The sequence below is a fragment of the Nonomuraea sp. NPDC051298 genome, assembly GCF_055586305.1.
In genome coordinates this window covers 664,510-682,627 of the sequence record NZ_JBVJIM010000002.1, presented here as the reverse complement: position 1 = coordinate 682,627, position 18,118 = coordinate 664,510, and the positions used below count along the sequence as shown (strand labels likewise).

The following is an 18,118-nucleotide window of genomic DNA, read 5'->3' as shown; positions in this document are numbered from 1 at the left end:
CCCCTTAGCGGACCGGGTGGCCCGCCATCCGGAGCGTCTCCTTGACCTCGGAGATCTTCAGCGTGCCGAAGTGGAACACGCTGGCCGCCAGCACGGCGTCCGCGCCCGCCGCCACCGCCGGGGGGAAGTGCTCCAGCCGGCCCGCGCCGCCGCTGGCGATCACCGGCACCCGCACGGCCGCCCGGACCGCGCGCAGCATCTCCAGGTCGTAACCGTCGAGCGTGCCGTCGCCGTCCATCGAGTTGAGCAGGATCTCGCCCACGCCGAGCGCCTCGCCGCGGGCGGCCCACTCCACCGCGTCGATCCCGGTGCCGCGCCGCCCGCCGTGGGTGGTCACCTCGAAGCCGCTCGGGGTGCCGGGCGCCCGGCGGGCGTCCACCGACAGCACGACGCACTGGGCGCCGAACCGCCTGGACGCCTCGGTGAGCAGCTCAGGACGGGCGATGGCGGCCGTGTTGAGCGAGACCTTGTCGGCCCCGGCCCGCAGCAGCCGGTCGACGTCCTCGACCGAGCGGATCCCCCCGCCGACGGTGAGCGGGATGAACACCTGCTCGGCGGTCCTGCGCACCACGTCGAGCATCGTCTCCCGCTCGCCGGACGACGCCGTGATGTCCAGGAAGGTCAGCTCGTCGGCGCCCTCCTGGTCGTAGCGCCTGGCCAGCTCGACGGGGTCGCCCGCGTCGCGCAGGTTCTCGAAGTTGACGCCCTTGACCACACGCCCGGCGTCCACGTCGAGACAGGGGATCACTCTTACCGCCACGGTCATGTTCGCAGTGCCTCGATTTCGATCTCTACCAGCATTCTCGGGTCGACCAGCCCGGCCACCCTGACCCCCGTGCAGGCCGGGCGCACCTTCGCGAACACCTCGCGCAGTGCCTGCCCGACGGGGTCGAAGTGGCGCTGTTCCACCACGTAGTAGCGGACCATGACGACGTCCTCGCGCGCCAGGCCGCCCATCAGGACCGCTTCGAGCGCGATGTCGATCGCGGTCAGGGCCTGGTGGTAGGCGTCGCCGATGTGGCGCACCTCTCCGTCGACCGTGGCCGTGCAGCCGGACACGATCACGCGTTCACCCGCCACCACCGCACGGGCGTAACCGTACTTCTCCTCCCAGATGCCACCAGAGAACACCCGGTAACCGGTGCTTTCCATGCCGATGCTGCTGACGCTCATCTCGCCCCCTCCCGGCAAGAGCTACCCGCGGACCGCGGCCAGTGCGTTTTCCAGTGTGAACGCGTGAGCGTACAGCGCTCTGCCCACGATGGCGCCCTCCAGTCCGTCGGGGACCAGAGAGGCGAGTGCGACCAGGTCGTCGAGGCTGGAGACGCCGCCGCTGGCCACCACGGGCCGCTCGGTACGGGCGCAGATGCGGCGGTAGAGGTCGAGGTTGGGGCCCTGGAGCATGCCGTCCTTGGTCACGTCGGTGACCACGTAGCGGGGGCAGCCGTCGGCCTCCAGCCGGTCGAGGACCTCCCACAGGTCTCCGGCGTCCTCGGTCCAGCCGCGGGCGGCCAGCGTGGTGCCGCGTACGTCGAGGCCGACCGCGACCCGGTCACCGTGCTCGGCGATGATCTTCCGGCACCACTCGGGGTTCTCCAGCGCGGCCGTGCCGATGTTGACCCGGCGGCAGCCGGTGGCCAGCGCGGCGGCCAGCGACTCGTCGTCGCGGATGCCGCCGGACAGCTCGACGTCGACGTCGAGCCTGCCGATCACGTCGGCGATCAGCTCCCGGTTGGTGCCCCGGCCGAAGGCGGCGTCGAGGTCGACGAGATGGATCCACTCGGCGCCCGCCTCCTGCCACGCGAGCGCGGCCGCCAGGGGCTCGCCGTAGCCGGTCTCCGTCCCGGCCTCGCCCTGCACCAGGCGTACGGCCTGGCCGTCGATGACATCCACGGCGGGCAGCAATACGAGCGACATCAGATCCTCCGGTCGAAAGCGAGGGTCACGACAACGGGTGCGAGCAGCAGGGACAGGACCAGGACGCCGAAGCTGATCGGGAACGACCCCCACACCAGCCAGACGACCACCTGCACGAGCAGGAATCCCACCCCCACCACGGTGTTCTGTGCCCGGTGGCGGCGGGCCAGCAACCCGCCCTGGCGGTAGAAGCGCACGGGGTGCGGTGTCAGGCGGGCCAGCAGGGCGTGGCGGCGGGCCCTGCGGGCCTGCCGCTCCTCGTTGGCCCGCATCGCACGCGCCCGCTCCGCCTCCCGCTCGGCCCGGCGGCGCGCGCGTTCTTTGCTCACAGTGTCCTGAGCCAGTTCTTCAGCAAGGCGGCCCCGGCGTCGCCGGACTTCTCCGGGTGGAACTGGGTGGCCATGAGCGGGCCGTTCTCCACCGCGGCCACGAACGGCACGCCGTGCTCGGCCCACGTCACAACGGGCTCGGCGAAGCCGTCACCGGTGCGCAGCACCCACTCGCGCACCCCGTAGGAGTGCACGAAGTAGAAGCGCGTGGCGGCGTCGAGCCCGTCGAACAGCACGCTGCCCGCGGGCGCCTTGACCGTGTTCCAGCCCATGTGGGGGAGGATGGGCGCGTCGAGCCGCTCGACCGTGCCCGGCCACTCGCCGCAGCCCTCGGTCTCCACGCCGTGCTCCACGCCCCTGGCGAACAGGATCTGCATACCCACGCAGATGCCCAGCACCGGACGGCCTCCCGCCAGGCGGCGGCCGACGATCTGGTCGCCGTGCACGGCCTTGAGGCCCTTCATGCACGCCTCGAACGCGCCCACGCCCGGCACGACGAGCCCGTCGCACTCGAGTGCCGCCTCGAAGTCGGACGTCACCGTCACCTCGGCCCCGGCCCTGGCCAGGGCGCGCTCGGCCGAGCGCAGGTTGCCCGAGCCGTAGTCGAGGACCACGACGTTCTTCTTGCTCACCACCACAGCACCCCCGCCGTGATCGCCATCGCCGCGCCCAGCGCGCAGATGCCCGCACCGATCTTGAGACCCTGCCTGGCCAGCGAGAACACACCCCCGATCAGGAACAACCCGATGAAGACCATCGCCACCGCGAGCAGGTTGTCGGTCACAGCACGCCCTTGGTGCTGGGCACGCCGGTCGCGCGCGGGTCGAGCTCGGACGCCTCACGCAGCGCCCTGGCCAGCGCCTTGAACTGGGCCTCCACGATGTGGTGGGCGTTGCGGCCGTAGGGGACGTGCACGTGCAGGCAGATCGCCGCCTGCGCGACGAACGACTCCAGGATGTGCCGGGTCATCGTCGTGTCGTACTCGGGGCCGATCATCGGCGCCATGCCCTCGGGCTCGGAGTGCACGAGGTAGGGGCGACCGGACAGGTCGACGGTGACCTGCGCGAGTGACTCGTCCAGCGGGCACGACGCGCTGCCGAACCGCCTGATGCCCGACTTGTCGCCCAGAGCCTCGCGGAAGGCGGCGCCCAGCGCGAGCGCGGTGTCCTCGATCGTGTGGTGGGAGTCGATGTGCAGGTCGCCCTCGGTCTTGACGGTCAGGTCGAACAGACCGTGCTTGCCGAGCTGGGCCAGCATGTGGTCGTAGAAGCCGACCCCCGTGGCCACCTCGACCCGGCCGGTGCCGTCGAGGCCGACCTCCACCAGGACCGAGGTCTCCTTCGTGACACGCTCGACGCGACCTACGCGGCTCACAACACTCCTTCCAGGGCGGCGCGGAAGGCCGCCATCTCCTCGCCCGTGCCGATCGACACACGCAACCACTCCGGTGGGCCCACCTCGCGGATGAGCACCCCGCGCGCCAGCAGCCCCTCCCACACCACCCGCCGGTCGGGGAAACGCCCGAACAGCACGAAGTTGGCGTCGGAGTCGGCCACGGCCAGACCCCTGGCCCGCAGCCACGCCACCGTCTCGTCGCGCTCGCGCCGCAGCGCGTCGACCGTGCCGAGCAGCTCGGCGTGGTGCCGCAGCGCCACCAGCGCCGCCGCCTGCGTGAGCGTGGACAGGTGGTACGGCAGCCGCACCAGCAGCAGCGCCTCCACCACGGCCGGATGCGCGGCCAGGTAGCCCAGCCGGGTGCCGGCCATGGCGAACGCCTTGGACATCGTCCGGGTGACGATCAGCCTGGGGTGCTCGGGCAGCAGGGTCAGCGCCGACGGCGTGCCCTCGCGGGCGAACTCGAAGTAGGCCTCGTCGACCACGACCATGCCGGGCGCGGCGGCCAGCACCGCCTCGATGGTCTCCATCGGCTGCGCGGTGCCGGTGGGGTTGTTCGGGGAGGTGAGGAAGACGAGGTCGGGGCGGTGCTCCTCGATCGCGGCGGTGGCCTTGCCCGGATCGAGCGAGAAGTCGCCCTCGCGGAACGCCTTGATCCACTCGGTGTTGGTGCCGCCGGTGATGATCGGGTGCATGGAGTAGGACGGCTCGAACCCCATCGCGGTGCGGCCGTGGCCGCCGAACGCCTGCAGGATCTGCTGGAGCACCTCGTTGGAGCCGTTGGCGGCCCACACCTGCGCCGTGGTCAGGCCGTGGCCGAGGTAGGCCGCCAGCCCGGCGCGCAGCTCCACCGCGTCTCTGTCGGGATAGCGGTTGAGCCCGCCCGCCCGCTCCCCGATCTCCCTGGCCAGGTCGGCGACCAGCTCGGGCGAGGGCGGGTAGGGGTTTTCGTTGGTGTTGAGCCGGACCGGGACGTCGATCTGGGGGGCGCCGTAGGGCGACTTGCCCCGCAGGTCGTCGCGGATGGGCAGCGCGTCGAGGGTCAGCTCGCCGTCGGCGTCGCGGCGCACGTCACTGGGCACGTCACTGGGCACGTCACTGGGCAGGTCGCGGTTCACACGGACTCCGTGGGCACTCGCCAGTCGAACCGGGCCCGGATCGCGGCGCCGTGGGCGGGCAGGTCTTCGGCGTCGGCCAGGACCGACACGTGGGCCGCCGCCCCCGCCAGCGCCTCGCGGGTGTAGTCGACGACGTGGATGCCGCGCAGGAACGACTGCACCGACAGGCCGCTGGAGTGGCAGGCGCAGCCGCCCGTGGGCAGCACGTGGTTGGAGCCGGCGAGGTAGTCGCCGAGCGAGACCGGGGCGTAGGTGCCCACGAAGATCGCCCCGGCGTTGCGCACCCGCGCCGCGACCGCCGCCGCGTCGGCGGTGTGGATCTCGAGGTGCTCGGCCGCGTACGCGTCGACGACCGCGAGGCCGTCGTCGATCGAACTCACCAGCACGATGCCCGACTGCCTGCCGGACAGCGCCTCGGTGACGCGCTCGGAGTGCCGGGTGGCCGACACCTGGCCGGGCAGCTCCTTCTCGACCGCGTCGGCCAGCTCGGGGCTGGTGGTGACCAGCACGGCGGCGGCGATCGTGTCGTGCTCGGCCTGGCTGATCAGGTCGGCGGCGACGTGCACCGGGTCGGCCGTCTCGTCGGCCAGGATGGCGATCTCGGTCGGACCGGCCTCGGAGTCGATGCCGATGCGGCCCTTGAGCAGCCGCTTGGCCGCCGCCACCCAGATGTTGCCCGGCCCGGTCACCATGGTGACGGGCGGGCACTCCTCGGTGCCGTACGCGAACATGGCCACCGCCTGCGCCCCGCCCACCGAGTAGACCTCGTCCACGCCGAGCAGCGCGCACGCGGCCTGGATCGTGGGGTGCGGCAGGCCGCCGTACGCCTTCTGGGCCGGGCTCGCCACGGCCAGCGAGCCGACGCCGGCCTCCTGGGCGGGCACGACGTTCATCACCACGCTGGAGGGGTAGACCGCGCGGCCGCCGGGGACGTAGAGGCCCACGCGCTCGACCGGCACCCACCGCTCGGTCACGGTGCCGCCGGGCACGACCTGGGTGGTGACGTCGGCCCGCCGCTGGTCGCGGTGGACCAGCCGGGCCCGCCTGATCGACTCTTCCAGCGCCGCCCTGACCTTCGGGTCCAGCTCGGCCAGGGACCTTTCGAGCGCCTCGGCGGGGACGACGGCGGAGGCGATCTCGACGCCGTCGAACCTGGCGGTCAGCTCCCGTACGGCCGCCGCCCCGCGATGGCGCACGTCGTCGCAGATGGGCCGCACCTTCTCCAGGGCGGCCTCGACGTCGAGCTCGGCGCGTGGCAGCACGTCGCGCAGGCCCTCGGGCAGGGGGCCGCGCATGTCGATACGGGAAATCACCCCCACAGTCTACGGAGTCCGGGCCTGGAGTCATCGTGTATCCACCATCCGGACGCCTGACGGCCGCGGGGCGGCGTTAGCCACGCGCGCCTCCGCGGCCGTCATGACCCCGGACCGGGCCTGCCGGGGCCGGCGCCGTGGCCGTCACGGGGGTACGGCCACGGCCGGGGAAAGCCAGAGGCATGCCTTGTGCCCGGGACACGCCCCGGCTAACGCGCTGTGCCAAGAAAAATCCCGCGTGATCAAAACGTAACGTTACGTTGTTTTACCTGGGGTCCGTGTCGTGCACGGGCGCCACATCCGTCACTTCGGCATCGGCCGTCCCGGCCTGCGCCGACCACCCGCGAGCGGCCTGACGCGCCACCCGGGGGCTGCCCGCGAGCCCGCCGTTCCCGGCTCCTACCCTTACGCCATGAGACAGTGGCGCGGGCCCGACGGCATCCTGGTCGAGGCGATCATCCTGGACGACCGCCCGCTGCTGCGCGTCTCCCACCGCGTCGAGGACCGCACCTACCTGCGCGCCTACTGCACGACGGTCTCCGAGCTGGCCGACCACGGCGTCGACCTGGCCGAGCTGGTGGAAGACACGCCACTTGACCATCTGTAGACCCCCGTCCACCACTGTCGATCAAGCGGACGGGGTACGGCCTGCACCATGGTTCGGCTGCCCTCCTACTCCCCGATGCTGGCCCAACTCGGGACACTGACCTCCGTCCAGGGCGACGACTGGGCCGTGGAGATGAAATGGGACGGCGTACGCGCCCTCGCCTACGTCGAGGACGGCGCCGTCCGCCTGATGTCACGCAACGACAAGGACATCACCGCCGCCTACCCCGAACTTCGGCTCATGGGCGGCGCCACCGGCGGGCACGCCGCCGTGATCGACGGCGAGATCGTGGCGTTCGACGAGGCGGGACGGCCCAGCTTCGAGGCCCTGCAACCCCGGATGCACCAGCGCCACCCGGCGGCCGTGGCCGAGCTGGCCAGGACGGTGCCCGTGACGTTCATGGCCTTCGACCTGCTGCACCTCGACGGCGCGAGCGTGATCGCCCGGCCCTACACCGAACGGCGCGAGCTGCTGGAGGGCACGCTCACGCCCGGCTACCGGTGGGAGGTGCCCGTCTGGTTCGCCGACCACGCCTCGCGGGCGTTCGACTCCTCCCGGCAGCTCGGGCTCGAAGGGGTCGTGTGCAAGCGGATGGGCTCGCCGTACCGGCCGGGGCGGCGTACCGGCGAGTGGACGAAGGTCAAGAACGTCAGCACCGTCGAGGTCGTCATCGGCGGCTGGAAGGCCGGCGGCGGACGCCGCTCGGGGATGATCGGGTCGCTGCTGCTCGGCGCGTACGACCCCGGCGGGCGGCTGCGGTACGTCGGCCACGTCGGCACCGGGTTCACCGAGGCCGTGCTGCGCGACCTGGCCGAGCGGCTGGCGCCGCTGGAGCGTCCCGACCCGCCCTTCGACGAGGCGGTGCCGCGCGAGCACGTCAGGGACACGCACTGGGTCACGCCCGTGGTGGTCGGGGAGGTGCAGTACGCCGAGGTCACCGGTGACGGACGGCTGCGGCACGCCTCCTGGCGGGGGCTGCGGCCGGACCGGGAGCCCGCCGAGGCGCGTACCGAACAGCTCCCGCACCGCGAAGGCGACGCCGCCGCGGGCTGATCACCGGCTGCCGCCGACCGGCGACCGGCCATCGGGGCTCACCGCCCGCACCCGCGGGCCGATGACCGACACGCACCCCCCTCACTACTCTTCGTCATCTTATGGTGACTTACAGTGACTGGAAGGTTGTCGAGCCGCTCGGGGGACACTGTGCAGAAAACACTCGCCACCATGCTGACCACGCTGGCCGGCGTCACGCTCGCACTGCCCGCGGCCGCCGACCGGCCTCCCGCGCCCGCCCAGGCGCAGGCGGACCGGCACCCCGTGACGTCCCTGACCTCCGGGCACGGGACCCCCTTTCGAGCCGGGGACGGGACTCCCTTTCGAGCCGGGCGGGGGACGCCGTTGAACGCCGGTCATGGGACGCCGCTGAAGGCCGATCCGCCGGCGGACGGCCGTGCCGCCGCCGTGGCGGCCGCGGGCGACCGGCGGTGGGGCGCCGAGGCGTCGCCGCTGATGCGTCCAGGGCGGGCGGTGCGTTACTGGACCCCGGGCAAGCAGGCCAGGGCCAGGGCCGCCGAACTGCCCGTGTCGGGCACGACCGCGGGAACCACCGCGGGCACCACTCCCGGCACCACCATCGGCTCCGCGACCGGCGCCACCATCGGCACCACCATCGGCACCAAGGTCGGCACCGGGATCGGCGGTGCCGCGACCAGCGCGGCCCGGCACGCCGCGCCGCGTTCGGCGACGAGCACCCCGAGGACGTTCGCGACCTCCGGCGCCGAGCGGACGGCCGCCCTGCGCAGCGTGCCCTCGGCCAAGCGGCTCACCCCCGGCGCGGACGCCAACGGCTACGCCGATGTCCGCCGCCCCTACACCGCGACGCCCTTCAGCCGCATCAGCGGCCGGCTGTTCTTCGTCAACGCCGGCGGGACCGGTGACTCGTGCAGCGCCTCCGTGGTCCGTTCGGCCGCCGGGCTGCTGATCGTGACCGCCGCCCACTGCGTCTACGGCGTTCCCGAGGGGACGGTGACCGGCCGCTGGCACACCAACTTCGCCTTCGTGCCGGCCTACGACGGGCGGGCGGAGAGCGTACGGCAGCGCGAGCCGTACGGACGGTGGGGCGGGCGGCGCGCGTGGAAACCCGACGGCTACACCGGGATGAGCGGCGGCGACTGGAACTCCATCTACGACATCGCCCTCATCGAGGTCGGCCGCCGCAAGCGCACCCTCCAGGACGAGGTCGGCGCCTTCACCCCCATGCTCAACCAGGGCGGCAGGCACACGATCGCCACCACCGGCTACCCGGGCCTGCTCGGCAGGAAGCCGTACGACGGCCGCGACCAGCTCTGGTGCCTGGCCAGGACCAGGCAGGCCGAGGGGGTCAGCGAGCCGGAGACCATGCTCGCCGCCCGCCAGGCCGCCCTGCCCGCGACGACGGGGCGGTTGGAGACGTACAACTGCCATCTGTACAAGGGGCACAGCGGCGGGGCGTGGATCCTCAGGGGCACCGGCGACCTGGTCGGCGTGCTGTCGGCGGGCACGGAGGACGGCGCGTCCGACGGCAACTCCGTCGCCAACGCGCTCAACCTCGAAGGCTACGGCGCCATCGTCAAGAAGGCCGACCCGCGCGGCGTCTACGACGCGCTGTCGGTCAAGCTGGCCAGGCCCCACCAGACGGCGGGTCGCGGCCGGTCCGCCACCGTCACGGCCACGGTCACCATGCGCGGGCTGATGGCCGCCGCGCAGGTGCCCGTCACGCTCAGGGTGCCGCCGGGCGTCCGCCTGAACTCCGTCAGCGGCGCCACGTGCCGTATCGACGGCCGGGAGGCCGCCTGCACGATCGAGGCCGTCCGTCCCGGCAGGCCGGTGCGCCTGACGGCCCGCACGTACGTCGAGCGGAACTCCGGCCGCGACCTGCCGATCACCGCCCGCGTCACCTCGACCCGCCTGGACCCGACCCAGCGCGACAACACCGACGAGTTGCGCCTGTCCGCCCGCGGCTGACCGACAGCCGGAGGCCGATCGCCGGAGCAGGGCAGGAGTACGTCAGGCTGTGGCCGCAGCGGGCTCCACGAGCGTGCGCGACAGCAGCCAGGCCAGCACCGGGAACACGATCAGGCAGGCCAGCGCCGTCCTGAGCGAGGCGGCCTCGGCCACCGCGCCCACCAGCGGACTGGCCAGGCCGCCCACGCTCACCGCCAGCCCCAGGGTGACGCCGCCGGCCGTGCCCACCCGGGTCGGCAGGAAGTCCTGGCCCAGGGTGACGTGGAGGGAGAAGGGGGCGTACAGGGCGATCGAGGAGGCGGCGATGAACGCGTACGCGGCCGGCCCCGGCGCCAGCACCACCCCGGCGACCGCGGGCACCGCCAGCGCGTACGCCAGCCGCATCGTACGGACGCGCCCCCAGCGCGCGGCCAGCCGCCCGCCCAGCACCGTGCCCACCGCCCCGCCCGCGAACAGCACGAACAACGCCACGGCCCCCGCCGCCCCGCCGCCCATGAACAGGGCCACGAAGGCGCTCAGGCCGACGTACACGACGGAACGGAAGACGATCACCATCGACAGCCTGGTGAACGCCGGCCAGTCGTCACTCCCCACCACCGGCGCCGCGGCCCGCGCCCGCGGCCCCTGTCCGCCCAGCGCCCTGACCGCGGGCAGCGTGAGCACAGCGCCCAGCACCGCGGGCAGCGCGAGCAACGGCGAGGCCCCCAGGCCCCACACCGACAGCAGCGGCGTCACCAGCACCGGGGCCGAGGCGAAGCCCAGCGTCCCGCCCAGCGAGAACCAGCTCATCCGCACGTGGCTGCCCTCACTGGCGATCCTGGCCAGCCGGGCGGACTCGGGGTGGTAGGCGGCCACGCCCAGCCCGGACAGGGCCACGGCCAGCCAGGTCAGCGCGTACGAGTCCGTCACTCCCCCGGCCGCCACCCCGGCCCCGGACAGGAGCATGCTCAACGGGATCAGCCACGGCATGCGCCACCTGTCGGTCAGCACGCCGAACACGGGCTGCACGATCGACGACAGCAGCGTGGCGGCCAGCACGATGCCGGAGGCGGCGACGTACCCGTAGCCGCGGTCCGCGACCAGGAACGGCACGAGGGCGGGGACCGCGCCCTGGTAGAAGTCCACGGTGGCGTGACCGGCGGCGAGCGGGGAGATCCTGTTCACGCCGCGACCCACGCTTCGGCCCACACTTCGACTCACGCTTCGATGATTTCCCGGCCGCCGCTGGCTCGCTTCCGATAAAATGCCAATCCATGTCGAGAATCCGCCATCTGGCCGAGGCGCCCACCGGCCGGCGCCCCCTGGCCTCCGGGGCGGGCATCGACGCGCACCGGCACGACAACCACCAGATCGTGTACGCCTGCCGCGGCGTCCTCTCCGTCACCACCGACGCGGGCACCTGGGTGGCACCCGCCAACCGGGCGATCTGGGTGCCGTCGGGCACCGTCCACCGGCACCTGGCGCACGGCGACACGGACCTGCGGCTGGTCGGGCTGACGGAGAACCCGCTCGCCCTGGACCGGCCCGCGGTCCTCGCGGTCGGCCCCCTCCTCCGCGAGCTGATCATCGCCTACACCGCCGACCCGACGGGCGACCGCGCGAGCCGGTACGCGGGCGACCACACCGGCAACCATGCGGGCGAACAGGCACAGGACGGCGACGATCGCGGGCACGGGCACGGCGGCGGGGAGCGGGCGCGGCTGCTGGCCGTGCTGCTCGACCAGCTCAGGCGCGCTCCCGAGCAGCCCCTGCACCTGCCCACCGCCACAGACCCCCGCCTGGCCGCCGTCTGCGACGCCCTGCGCCGCGACCCGGCCGACAGCAGCACGCTGGCCCGGCTGGCGGCCCGTACGGGCACCAGCGACCGTACCCTCGCCCGCCTGTGCCGGGCCGAGCTGGGCATGAGCTTCCCCCAGTGGCGCACCCAGCTCCGCCTGCACCATGCCCTGCTCCTGCTCGCCGACGGCGAACCCGTGACCACGGTCGCCCATCGGTGCGGCTGGGCCTCGGCGAGCGCGTTCATCGACGTGTTCAGGAGGGCGTTCGGCTACACTCCGGGCCGGGCCTTTACACTGTAGATTCGCAACGATCGACAACCTGCGCCCCCGATTCGGGCCGGGGTCAGCTCTGCGGGCGTTCGTCCACGCCGTCGACCCAGCCCATGTCCTCATAAGTGACCTGCAGTGCCGGAGCCGATCGCCCCTGTGGCCGAAACTCGTGGGCGAGCAACTCCGCGGTGCCGTCGTCCACGATCAGGCGGGACTCGCCCGCGCCGTCTCCGTTGTCCGCCGTGTTCAGCGTCAGGGCGATCCCCGTGCGCCCCAGCGGATCGGTGACCTCTCCCAGCGACCTGATCTCGGGCTGTTCGGCGAGCAGCCGGTAGAGGGCGGAGCGGGTGCCGGGACTGATCGGGCCGGCCAGCAGGTCCTGGGCCGTCGACCACAGGTAGCCGGAGAGTTCCGGCTTGCTCGGCCACCAGTCGCTCGCGGACTCCTCGTCGAACAGCCGCCGCAGCAGGGCCTCCAGTCCGTCCTTCTCGGCCGGCAGCTCCAGCAGTCGCTGGGCGGTGAACCGGTGGGTGCCGATCTGGAAGTAGAGCTGCGTGTCGTAGTCGTTGGTCGACGGCCCGCCCTGGGTCAGTTCGGGCGAGCCCAGCTTCTTCCACTCCGTCTCGTCCTCGGGGGAGGCGAAGGCGACCTTCTGGTCCTGGCCGGTGATGGTCCGGTTGCGCGCGCCCTCGCCGAGGGCGTACCAGGTCTCCTGGGTGCTCGCCACGGTCGCCGAGAACGGGGTCTCGCGTCCCCGCTGTCCCGGGTGGTGCGCCGGCTGGACGGTGCGCAGGCGGGTGTACCAGTGGGAGCCCGACTCGGCCGGCTCACGGGCGGCGGTCTCGGCCGCGGCCAGCAGGAAGGACCGGGCGTCCGGAGCGGGTGAACGGGCGGGCTGCGCGGGCCGCGTACCCGCTCCGGAGTGTGGCGTGCTCGTGCCGGGGACCGCGCTCGGCGGCGGGACGGCCGGGCCGAGACCGCCCGCGCCCAGGACCACGACGACGGCCGCCGAGGCGAGGGCCGTTCCGGCGAGGGCGCTCACCGCGGCACGGGTCCGCTTGGCGCGGCGTCCCCGGCGCACCAACTCCGGCACGGGTGCGGGGGTGGCCGGTTCACGGTGGGCGAGGGTGCGCAGCGCTTGGGCGAGGTGTTCCCGGTCGTCGTGTTCCCGGTCGTCGTTCATCGTGCCGCCTCCTGGCTTTCCCGCAGAGCCGTGCGCAGCCGCGCCATCGCTCTGGAGTGCTGGTTCTTGACTGTGCCGACCGTGCAGCCGAGGGCCGCCGCGACGGCCTTCTCCGTCAGGTCCTCGTAGTGGCGGAGCACGACGATGGCGCGCTGCCTGCGGGGCAGGGCGAGCAGCGCGCGCCGCAGTTCCTCGTGCGGTTCGTACGGCCCGGACCGGGGATCGGCGTGGTCGGGCGGGCTGGCGGTGGGCAGTTCGCGTCGCCGTCGCCGCCACCAGCTCACGTTCCCGTTGACCAGCATTCGCCGCAGGTAGGCATGCGGGTCGGTGGCGCCTACGCGTCGCCACCGCACGTACAGCCGTACCAGGCAGTCCTGGAGGAGTTCCTCGCCCCGGTGCCGGTCGCCGGTGAGCAGGATGGCGACGGCCATGTGCCTGCTCCAGGCCGCCTCGACGAAGGCGGCGTACGCCGCGTCTTCCGTTGGGTCACTCACATGGCCTCAACGCGGAGGGTGGGGAAAAAGGTTGGCAGCGGGGCCGGACTGTTTTCGCGTCCGTACGGACGCCCAGGCGCGGTGCGGGTGTCCTGCACCTGCGCATGCTCGCACATCGGTGCCCAGTGCCCGTGACCCGCTAGGGTCGACAGACATGTCCAGGAAAACCCGAACCGCAGCTCACGGCAACGCCTCGGCTCCGGCTGACGCGTCACGGCACGGCACCGGCGGCACCCCGGCCACCGTGGCGCTGGCCGGCGCGAAGGCCGCGTTCACCCTCCATCCGTACGCGCACGACGCCTCCGCCCTGGCCTACGGCGAGGAGGCGGCCGACGCGCTGGGCGTGCCGTACGAGCGGATCTTCAAGACGCTGGTCGCCGAGGTGGAGAGCGGGCTGGCGGTGGCGGTCGTGCCGGTGGCGGGCAGGCTCGACCTCAAGGCGCTGGCCGCCGCGCTCGGCGGCAAGCGGGCCGCGATGGCCGACGCCGCGAAGGTCGAGCGGGTGACGGGCTACGTCGTCGGCGGCATCAGCCCGCTGGGCCAGCGCAAGCAGCTCCCGACGGTGGTCGACTCCTCGGCCCTCGACTTCGAGACGATCTACTTCTCCGCCGGGAAGCGCGGCCTGCAGATCGAGACCGCGCCCGACAACCTCATCACGCTCACCAGGGCCGTCACCGCCCGGATCGGCAAGACCGCCTGACCCCCGCCGCATCCCCGTCGGCTGCGCCAGCGCGGCCGACGGGGCGGCGCTCGGGCAACCCACCCCTCCGGGCCGCTACGGCCGTCATAAGGCGGCCGTAGCGGCGGCGCTCGGGCAACCCGCCCTTCCGGGCCGTCGGCCGTCCTAAGGGCGGCCGTAGCGGCGGCGCTCGGGCAGCCCGTACTCCGGACGGCCGCGCCACGGCCGCTCGGTCGAGCGGTCGGGCCGGACGTACGGGTGGGGCCGGGCGTACGAGGGGGGCCGGACGTACGGGTCGGGCCGGTCGAACCGGTCCGGCCGGGCGGGGCGCGGCGACAGGGCCGGTTCGCGGGACGGCGGCCAGTCCGCCCACCCCTCGTCGCGACCGCGCCGCGGCCGCTCCAGCGACGGCCCCACCTGCCCGAGGAGCCATTCGAAGAGCCGCCGGTGCCGCCCGAACGGCTGGTCACCCGGCTGGTTGCGGCGGGCCTCCTCGGCCAGCGCCTCCTCCAGCCCCGGCGTGTGCCCGCCCCCGAAGCGTGACATGTCCGGCGCGGAGAACCCGCGCGGCTCCGTACGCTCCAGGGCCGCCTGCATCGACTGCACCCAGATCGGCCCGGGCAGCGACGCGCCCTGCACCGACCCGTAGTACTGGCCCCCGATCTGCACCCCCTGCAGCGGGAACTTGTACGACCCCCGGATGTCCCCCACGCTCACCGCCGCCGCCAGGTCGGGCGTGTACCCGGCGAACCACGCCGAGGTGTAGCCGTTGTTGGTGCCGGTCTTGCCTGCGGCCGGCCGCCCGATGCTCTGCCCCTGCATGGTGCCCTTGTCGAACACGCCGCTGAGCACGTGGTTGACCGCGTCCGCGACCGGCCGTTCGATGACCTGGTCGCAGGAGGGCGGAACGTGCGTGCGCCGCCCGTCCCGTCCGGTGATCTCGACGATGGCCAGCGGCCGGCAGTAGAGCCCGCGCCCCGCGAACGCCGCGAACGCCGCCGCCACCGTCACCGGGTCCATCTCGTTGATGCCGAGCGTGAACGTCGGCACCTCCCGCAGCGGCGCCCCGTCAGCCCGTACGGCGCCGAGCGCCTGGGCCGTACGGACGACGCTGCAGAGCCCGACCTTGCGCTCCAGCATCATGTAGAAGATGTTCACCGACTTCCAGGTGCCGGTCTCGATGCTGTGCGGGCCGCCGGACCCTTCGCCGCTGGCGTTGAGCACGCGCGCGTTGGGGTCGTTGACGGAGCGGCCGGCGCAGTTGCGGTAGCCCTGCGAAGGCGTCATCGAGCCAGGCGTCTGGAAGCCGTCGCCGAAGCGCCACCCCTGCTGCAACGCCGTGGCCAGGGTGAACACCTTGAACGTCGAACCGGCCTGGAAGCCCTGCCCGCCACCGTGGGCGATGTCGGCGACCAGGTTGAAGGTGGTCTTGGGGCCGTTCTTGCGGTTGCCGGGGTTGCGGCCGAAGCGCTTGCTGGCCGCCATCGCCCTGATCCTGCCGGTACGCGGCTCCACCATGGCCTCGGCGGCCACCTCGGTGTCGTCCGGCGAGACGTGCTGACGGATGGCCTGCTCGGCGGCCCGCTGCGCGATCGGGTCGAGGCTGGTCCTGATCACCAGGCCGCCCCTGGTCATCCTGGCCTGCCGTTCCCTGGGCGTGTTGCCGAAGACGGGGTTCGACAGCAGCTCGCGCTGGACGTACAGGCAGTAGAAGGGATAGTCGCTCTGCTCGCAGCCGCCTGGCTCGGGCCGCAGCCGGATGTTGAGCGGCGTCGCCTTGGCGGCGCCGGCCTCCTGCGGGGTGATCCACTTGAGCCCGGCCATGCGGTCGAGGACGAGGTCGCGCCGCATCTTCAGCCGCGCCCTGTGCGTGTTCCCGAGCGAGGGATCGGTCGAGTACGGCATCCGCAGCGCCCCCGCCAGCGTGGCCGCCTGGGGCAGGCTCAGCCGGGCGGCCGAGGTGGAGAAGAAGCGCCTGGCCGCCGCCTCCACGCCGTGGGCCCCGGCCCCGAAGTAGGCGATGTTCAGGTAGCGCTCAAGGATCTCGTCCTTGCGGTACTTCTTCTCCAGCGCCAGCGCCAGCCGCAGCTCGGTGATCTTGCGTGCCAGGTTGGGCGCGCGGGCCTTGTCGCGTTCGGCGTCGCTGCGGGCGCTCTCGACCAGGATGTTCTTGACGAGCTGCTGGGTCAGCGACGAGCCGCCCTGCCGGATGCCGCCCGCCTGGGTGTTGGTGAGCAGCGCCCGGAGCGTGCCCCTGACGTCGAGGCCGCCGTGCTCGTAGAAGCGGGCGTCCTCGATGGCCACGATGGCCTTGCGCATCACGGGCGCGACCGCGCCGAGCCGGACGGCCGTCCTGTTGGCCTCGTAGAACTGGGCGAACTGCCGGCCGTCCTTGTCGAGCAGTCTGGTCACCTGCGCGAGCGGCTCCTCGCGCGGGGCGGGCGGCAGGTCCACGAAGGTGTTCGCGACGTCCTTCGCGGCGATGCCACCCCCGCCCACCACCGGCGCGGCCAGCGCTGCCGCCAGCACTCCGCCCAGCGCCCCCGCGAGCCCGAGAGCTCCGACGGATCTGAGTACGGTCACGTCAGATGATCTGCGACGTCCCGATCAGCGGCAAACGTCCGCTTCCAACGTCTTTACCGTTGCCGAGTGATGTTGAGACCCAGCGAGACGAACTGCTCGAACGGCCGGTGGTAGCCGCGCTCGATGTGGTGCACGCCGCGCAGCGTCGACGGCCCGTCGGCCACCGCCGCCGCCAGCACGGCCGAGAACCCGGCCCTGATGTCGGGCAGCGTCACGTCGGCGCCCTTGAGCCGCGACACGCCGCGCACGACGGCCGAGTGGCGGGCGTTGGTGTCGTGGTAGCGGCAGGCGGGGCCGCCCAGGCACTGGTCGAACACCTCGATCTCGCAGCCCATCTTCTGCAGCGCGGGCACGTAGACCAGGCGGTTCTCGAAGACCGTCTCGTGCAGCACCGACATGCCGTGGCTCTGGGTGAACAGCACCATGAGCGGCGTCTGCCAGTCGGTCATGAAGCCGGGGTGGGTGTCGGTCTGGACGGCCGCCGAGCGCAGGCCCTCTGGGGGCGCGGTGGCGCACAGGTACTCGTCGTTGATGTCGAACTGGGCGCCCATCCTGGCCAGCGTGGTGATCGCGGTGACCAGGCGGTCCTGGGGGCAGCCGTGCACGCGTACCTCGCCCTGGGTGACCAGGCCCGCCGCCAGGTACGAGAACGCCTCGATGCGGTCGCCGGTCAGCCAGGTGGAGGCGCCGCGCAGCCGTTCGACGCCCTCGATGACGATCCTGCGGTCGGGCGACAGCTCGATCCTCGCCCCCATCCGCTGCAGGAACAGCGCCAGCTCCACCACCTCGGGCTCCATGGCGGCGTTCTTCAGCACGGTCTTGCCCTCGGCCAGCACCGCCGACATCAGCACGGTCTCCGTGGCGCCCACGCTCGGGTACGGCAGCTCGATCCGGGTGCCGTTGAGCCGCTTGGCCTTGGCGAAGATGCCGGTGTCGCCCACCTCCACCTCCGCGCCCATCGCGCGCAGGGCCTCGACGTGGAAGTTCACCGGCCGCCGCCCGATCGGGTCGCCGCCGACCAGCGGCACGAACGCCTCGCCCGCCAGGTGCAGCAGCGGGCCGAGCATGAGGATCGGGATCCGGTTCAGGCCGGTGAACGCGGCGGGCACGCGCGGCTCGATCTCCGTGCCCTGCTCGATCCTGATCTCCGTGCCCGAGATCTCCACGTGGATGCCGAGGGCCCGCAGCATGGCGGCGGTGATCTCGACCTCGCCCACCTCGGGCGCGTTGTGGATGCTGCTCTCGCCGGAGCCGAGCATGGCCGCGACCATGTGCTTGGACACGCCGTTCTTCGAACCGCGCACTTCGACGTCACCCCGGAGCGGGCCGGAGGGTTCTATGAGCCAGACCTCTTCTTCAATCACGGAGCGAGCCTAGCCGGGGGATACCATCGAGCTGATTCGGACGTACATGTGAGGGGGAGTGGCGTGGCGAGGGAAGTACGCGCTT

The 18,118-nt window shown here is 72.8% G+C and carries 19 protein-coding genes; 5 read left to right on the top strand and 14 right to left on the bottom strand.

The features are described from left to right. Positions 1–4: 4 nt before the first annotated feature. The 9 genes from hisF to hisD all read right to left on the bottom strand — a co-directional run bounded on the left by hisF (position 5) and on the right by hisD (position 6,072). Positions 5–766 (bottom strand): imidazole glycerol phosphate synthase subunit HisF, encoded by a 762-nt coding sequence (gene hisF, locus ACZ6S0_RS08455; RefSeq protein WP_465914665.1) that lies wholly within the window; start codon positions 764–766, stop codon positions 5–7. Next, positions 763–1,173, bottom strand: coding sequence for a Rid family hydrolase (locus tag ACZ6S0_RS08450; protein WP_344875728.1), 411 nt, complete (start codon positions 1,171–1,173; stop codon positions 763–765). Before ACZ6S0_RS08450 ends, hisF begins: the two co-directional genes overlap by 4 nt. 21 nt (positions 1,174–1,194) lie before the next feature. Beyond that, on the bottom strand, positions 1,195–1,917 hold the full coding sequence (gene priA / locus ACZ6S0_RS08445; RefSeq protein WP_465914662.1) for a bifunctional 1-(5-phosphoribosyl)-5-((5-phosphoribosylamino)methylideneamino)imidazole-4-carboxamide isomerase/phosphoribosylanthranilate isomerase PriA: 723 nt from the start codon (positions 1,915–1,917) through the stop codon (positions 1,195–1,197). Next, entirely contained in the window at positions 1,917–2,246 is a 330-nt protein-coding gene (locus tag ACZ6S0_RS08440) for a hypothetical protein (RefSeq protein WP_465914660.1), read from the bottom strand. Before ACZ6S0_RS08440 ends, priA begins: the two co-directional genes overlap by 1 nt. Then, complete coding sequence (gene hisH, locus ACZ6S0_RS08435) at positions 2,243–2,881, bottom strand: imidazole glycerol phosphate synthase subunit HisH (protein ID WP_465914659.1); 639 nt, start codon at positions 2,879–2,881, stop codon at positions 2,243–2,245. Before hisH ends, ACZ6S0_RS08440 begins: the two co-directional genes overlap by 4 nt. Further along, entirely contained in the window at positions 2,875–3,030 is a 156-nt protein-coding gene (locus ACZ6S0_RS08430) for a hypothetical protein (RefSeq protein WP_465914657.1), read from the bottom strand. Before ACZ6S0_RS08430 ends, hisH begins: the two co-directional genes overlap by 7 nt. Next, positions 3,027–3,620 carry an imidazoleglycerol-phosphate dehydratase HisB gene (gene hisB / locus ACZ6S0_RS08425; RefSeq protein WP_344875739.1) on the bottom strand — a complete coding sequence of 198 codons (594 nt, stop codon included), beginning with the start codon at positions 3,618–3,620 and terminating at the stop codon, positions 3,027–3,029. The genes ACZ6S0_RS08430 and hisB overlap by 4 nt, the downstream gene beginning before the upstream one ends. After that, positions 3,617–4,687, bottom strand: coding sequence for a histidinol-phosphate transaminase (locus ACZ6S0_RS08420; RefSeq protein WP_465915228.1), 1,071 nt, complete (start codon positions 4,685–4,687; stop codon positions 3,617–3,619). Before ACZ6S0_RS08420 ends, hisB begins: the two co-directional genes overlap by 4 nt. 68 nt (positions 4,688–4,755) lie before the next feature. Beyond that, on the bottom strand, positions 4,756–6,072 hold the full coding sequence (gene hisD / locus ACZ6S0_RS08415; RefSeq protein ID WP_465914655.1) for a histidinol dehydrogenase: 1,317 nt from the start codon (positions 6,070–6,072) through the stop codon (positions 4,756–4,758). Between the two features lie 412 nt (positions 6,073–6,484). Between hisD and ACZ6S0_RS08410 the strand changes: the two genes are divergently transcribed. From ACZ6S0_RS08410 to ACZ6S0_RS08400, 3 genes are all read left to right on the top strand, one after another. After that, positions 6,485–6,679 (top strand): hypothetical protein, encoded by a 195-nt coding sequence (locus ACZ6S0_RS08410; RefSeq protein WP_465914653.1) that lies wholly within the window; start codon positions 6,485–6,487, stop codon positions 6,677–6,679. A gap of 48 nt (positions 6,680–6,727) precedes the next feature. After that, the gene (gene ligD / locus ACZ6S0_RS08405) at positions 6,728–7,732 is read left to right on the top strand and encodes a non-homologous end-joining DNA ligase (RefSeq protein ID WP_465914651.1); all 1,005 of its coding nucleotides are present in this window, start codon (positions 6,728–6,730) and stop codon (positions 7,730–7,732) included. 171 nt (positions 7,733–7,903) lie between these two features. Then, entirely contained in the window at positions 7,904–9,682 is a 1,779-nt protein-coding gene (locus ACZ6S0_RS08400; protein ID WP_465914649.1) for a trypsin-like serine peptidase, read from the top strand. A gap of 42 nt (positions 9,683–9,724) precedes the next feature. On the opposite strand, the gene ACZ6S0_RS08395 is transcribed toward ACZ6S0_RS08400, so the two are convergent. Next, positions 9,725–10,846 (bottom strand): MFS transporter, encoded by a 1,122-nt coding sequence (locus tag ACZ6S0_RS08395; RefSeq protein ID WP_465914647.1) that lies wholly within the window; start codon positions 10,844–10,846, stop codon positions 9,725–9,727. An 89-nt stretch (positions 10,847–10,935) separates the two neighbouring features. Here ACZ6S0_RS08395 and ACZ6S0_RS08390 point away from each other — a divergent pair, with 89 nt between their 5' ends. Further along, positions 10,936–11,760 (top strand): AraC family transcriptional regulator, encoded by an 825-nt coding sequence (locus tag ACZ6S0_RS08390; RefSeq protein WP_465914645.1) that lies wholly within the window; start codon positions 10,936–10,938, stop codon positions 11,758–11,760. A 43-nt stretch (positions 11,761–11,803) separates the two neighbouring features. On the opposite strand, the gene ACZ6S0_RS08385 is transcribed toward ACZ6S0_RS08390, so the two are convergent. After that, positions 11,804–12,913: a CU044_5270 family protein gene (locus tag ACZ6S0_RS08385; RefSeq protein WP_465914643.1), complete on the bottom strand. Its 1,110-nt coding sequence runs from the start codon at positions 12,911–12,913 to the stop codon at positions 11,804–11,806. Beyond that, positions 12,910–13,407 (bottom strand): SigE family RNA polymerase sigma factor, encoded by a 498-nt coding sequence (locus ACZ6S0_RS08380; protein WP_465914641.1) that lies wholly within the window; start codon positions 13,405–13,407, stop codon positions 12,910–12,912. Before ACZ6S0_RS08380 ends, ACZ6S0_RS08385 begins: the two co-directional genes overlap by 4 nt. 154 nt (positions 13,408–13,561) lie before the next feature. Between ACZ6S0_RS08380 and ybaK the strand changes: the two genes are divergently transcribed. Then, positions 13,562–14,107 (top strand): Cys-tRNA(Pro) deacylase, encoded by a 546-nt coding sequence (gene ybaK / locus ACZ6S0_RS08375; RefSeq protein WP_465914639.1) that lies wholly within the window; start codon positions 13,562–13,564, stop codon positions 14,105–14,107. Between the two features lie 144 nt (positions 14,108–14,251). On the opposite strand, the gene ACZ6S0_RS08370 is transcribed toward ybaK, so the two are convergent. Then, the gene (locus ACZ6S0_RS08370; RefSeq protein ID WP_465914637.1) at positions 14,252–16,669 is read right to left on the bottom strand and encodes a transglycosylase domain-containing protein; all 2,418 of its coding nucleotides are present in this window, start codon (positions 16,667–16,669) and stop codon (positions 14,252–14,254) included. 53 nt (positions 16,670–16,722) lie between these two features. Then, positions 16,723–18,033, bottom strand: coding sequence for a UDP-N-acetylglucosamine 1-carboxyvinyltransferase (gene murA / locus ACZ6S0_RS08365; protein ID WP_465914635.1), 1,311 nt, complete (start codon positions 18,031–18,033; stop codon positions 16,723–16,725). Positions 18,034–18,118: the final 85 nt, after the last annotated feature.

Bases quoted from the DNA above. Each gene is read 5' to 3' on its own strand.
- ACZ6S0_RS08450 (WP_344875728.1), bottom strand. From the start codon at position 1,173: ATGAGCGTCAGCAGCATCGGCATGGAAAGCACCGGTTACCGGGTGTTC.
- ybaK (WP_465914639.1), top strand. From the start codon at position 13,562: ATGTCCAGGAAAACCCGAACCGCAGCTCACGGCAACGCCTCGGCTCCG.
- ligD (WP_465914651.1), top strand. From the start codon at position 6,728: ATGGTTCGGCTGCCCTCCTACTCCCCGATGCTGGCCCAACTCGGGACA.
- ACZ6S0_RS08385 (WP_465914643.1), bottom strand. From the start codon at position 12,913: ATGAACGACGACCGGGAACACGACGACCGGGAACACCTCGCCCAAGCG.
- ACZ6S0_RS08410 (WP_465914653.1), top strand. From the start codon at position 6,485: ATGAGACAGTGGCGCGGGCCCGACGGCATCCTGGTCGAGGCGATCATC.
- priA (WP_465914662.1), bottom strand. From the start codon at position 1,917: ATGTCGCTCGTATTGCTGCCCGCCGTGGATGTCATCGACGGCCAGGCC.
- hisF (WP_465914665.1), bottom strand. From the start codon at position 766: ATGACCGTGGCGGTAAGAGTGATCCCCTGTCTCGACGTGGACGCCGGG.
- ACZ6S0_RS08400 (WP_465914649.1), top strand. From the start codon at position 7,904: ATGCTGACCACGCTGGCCGGCGTCACGCTCGCACTGCCCGCGGCCGCC.
- ACZ6S0_RS08390 (WP_465914645.1), top strand. From the start codon at position 10,936: ATGTCGAGAATCCGCCATCTGGCCGAGGCGCCCACCGGCCGGCGCCCC.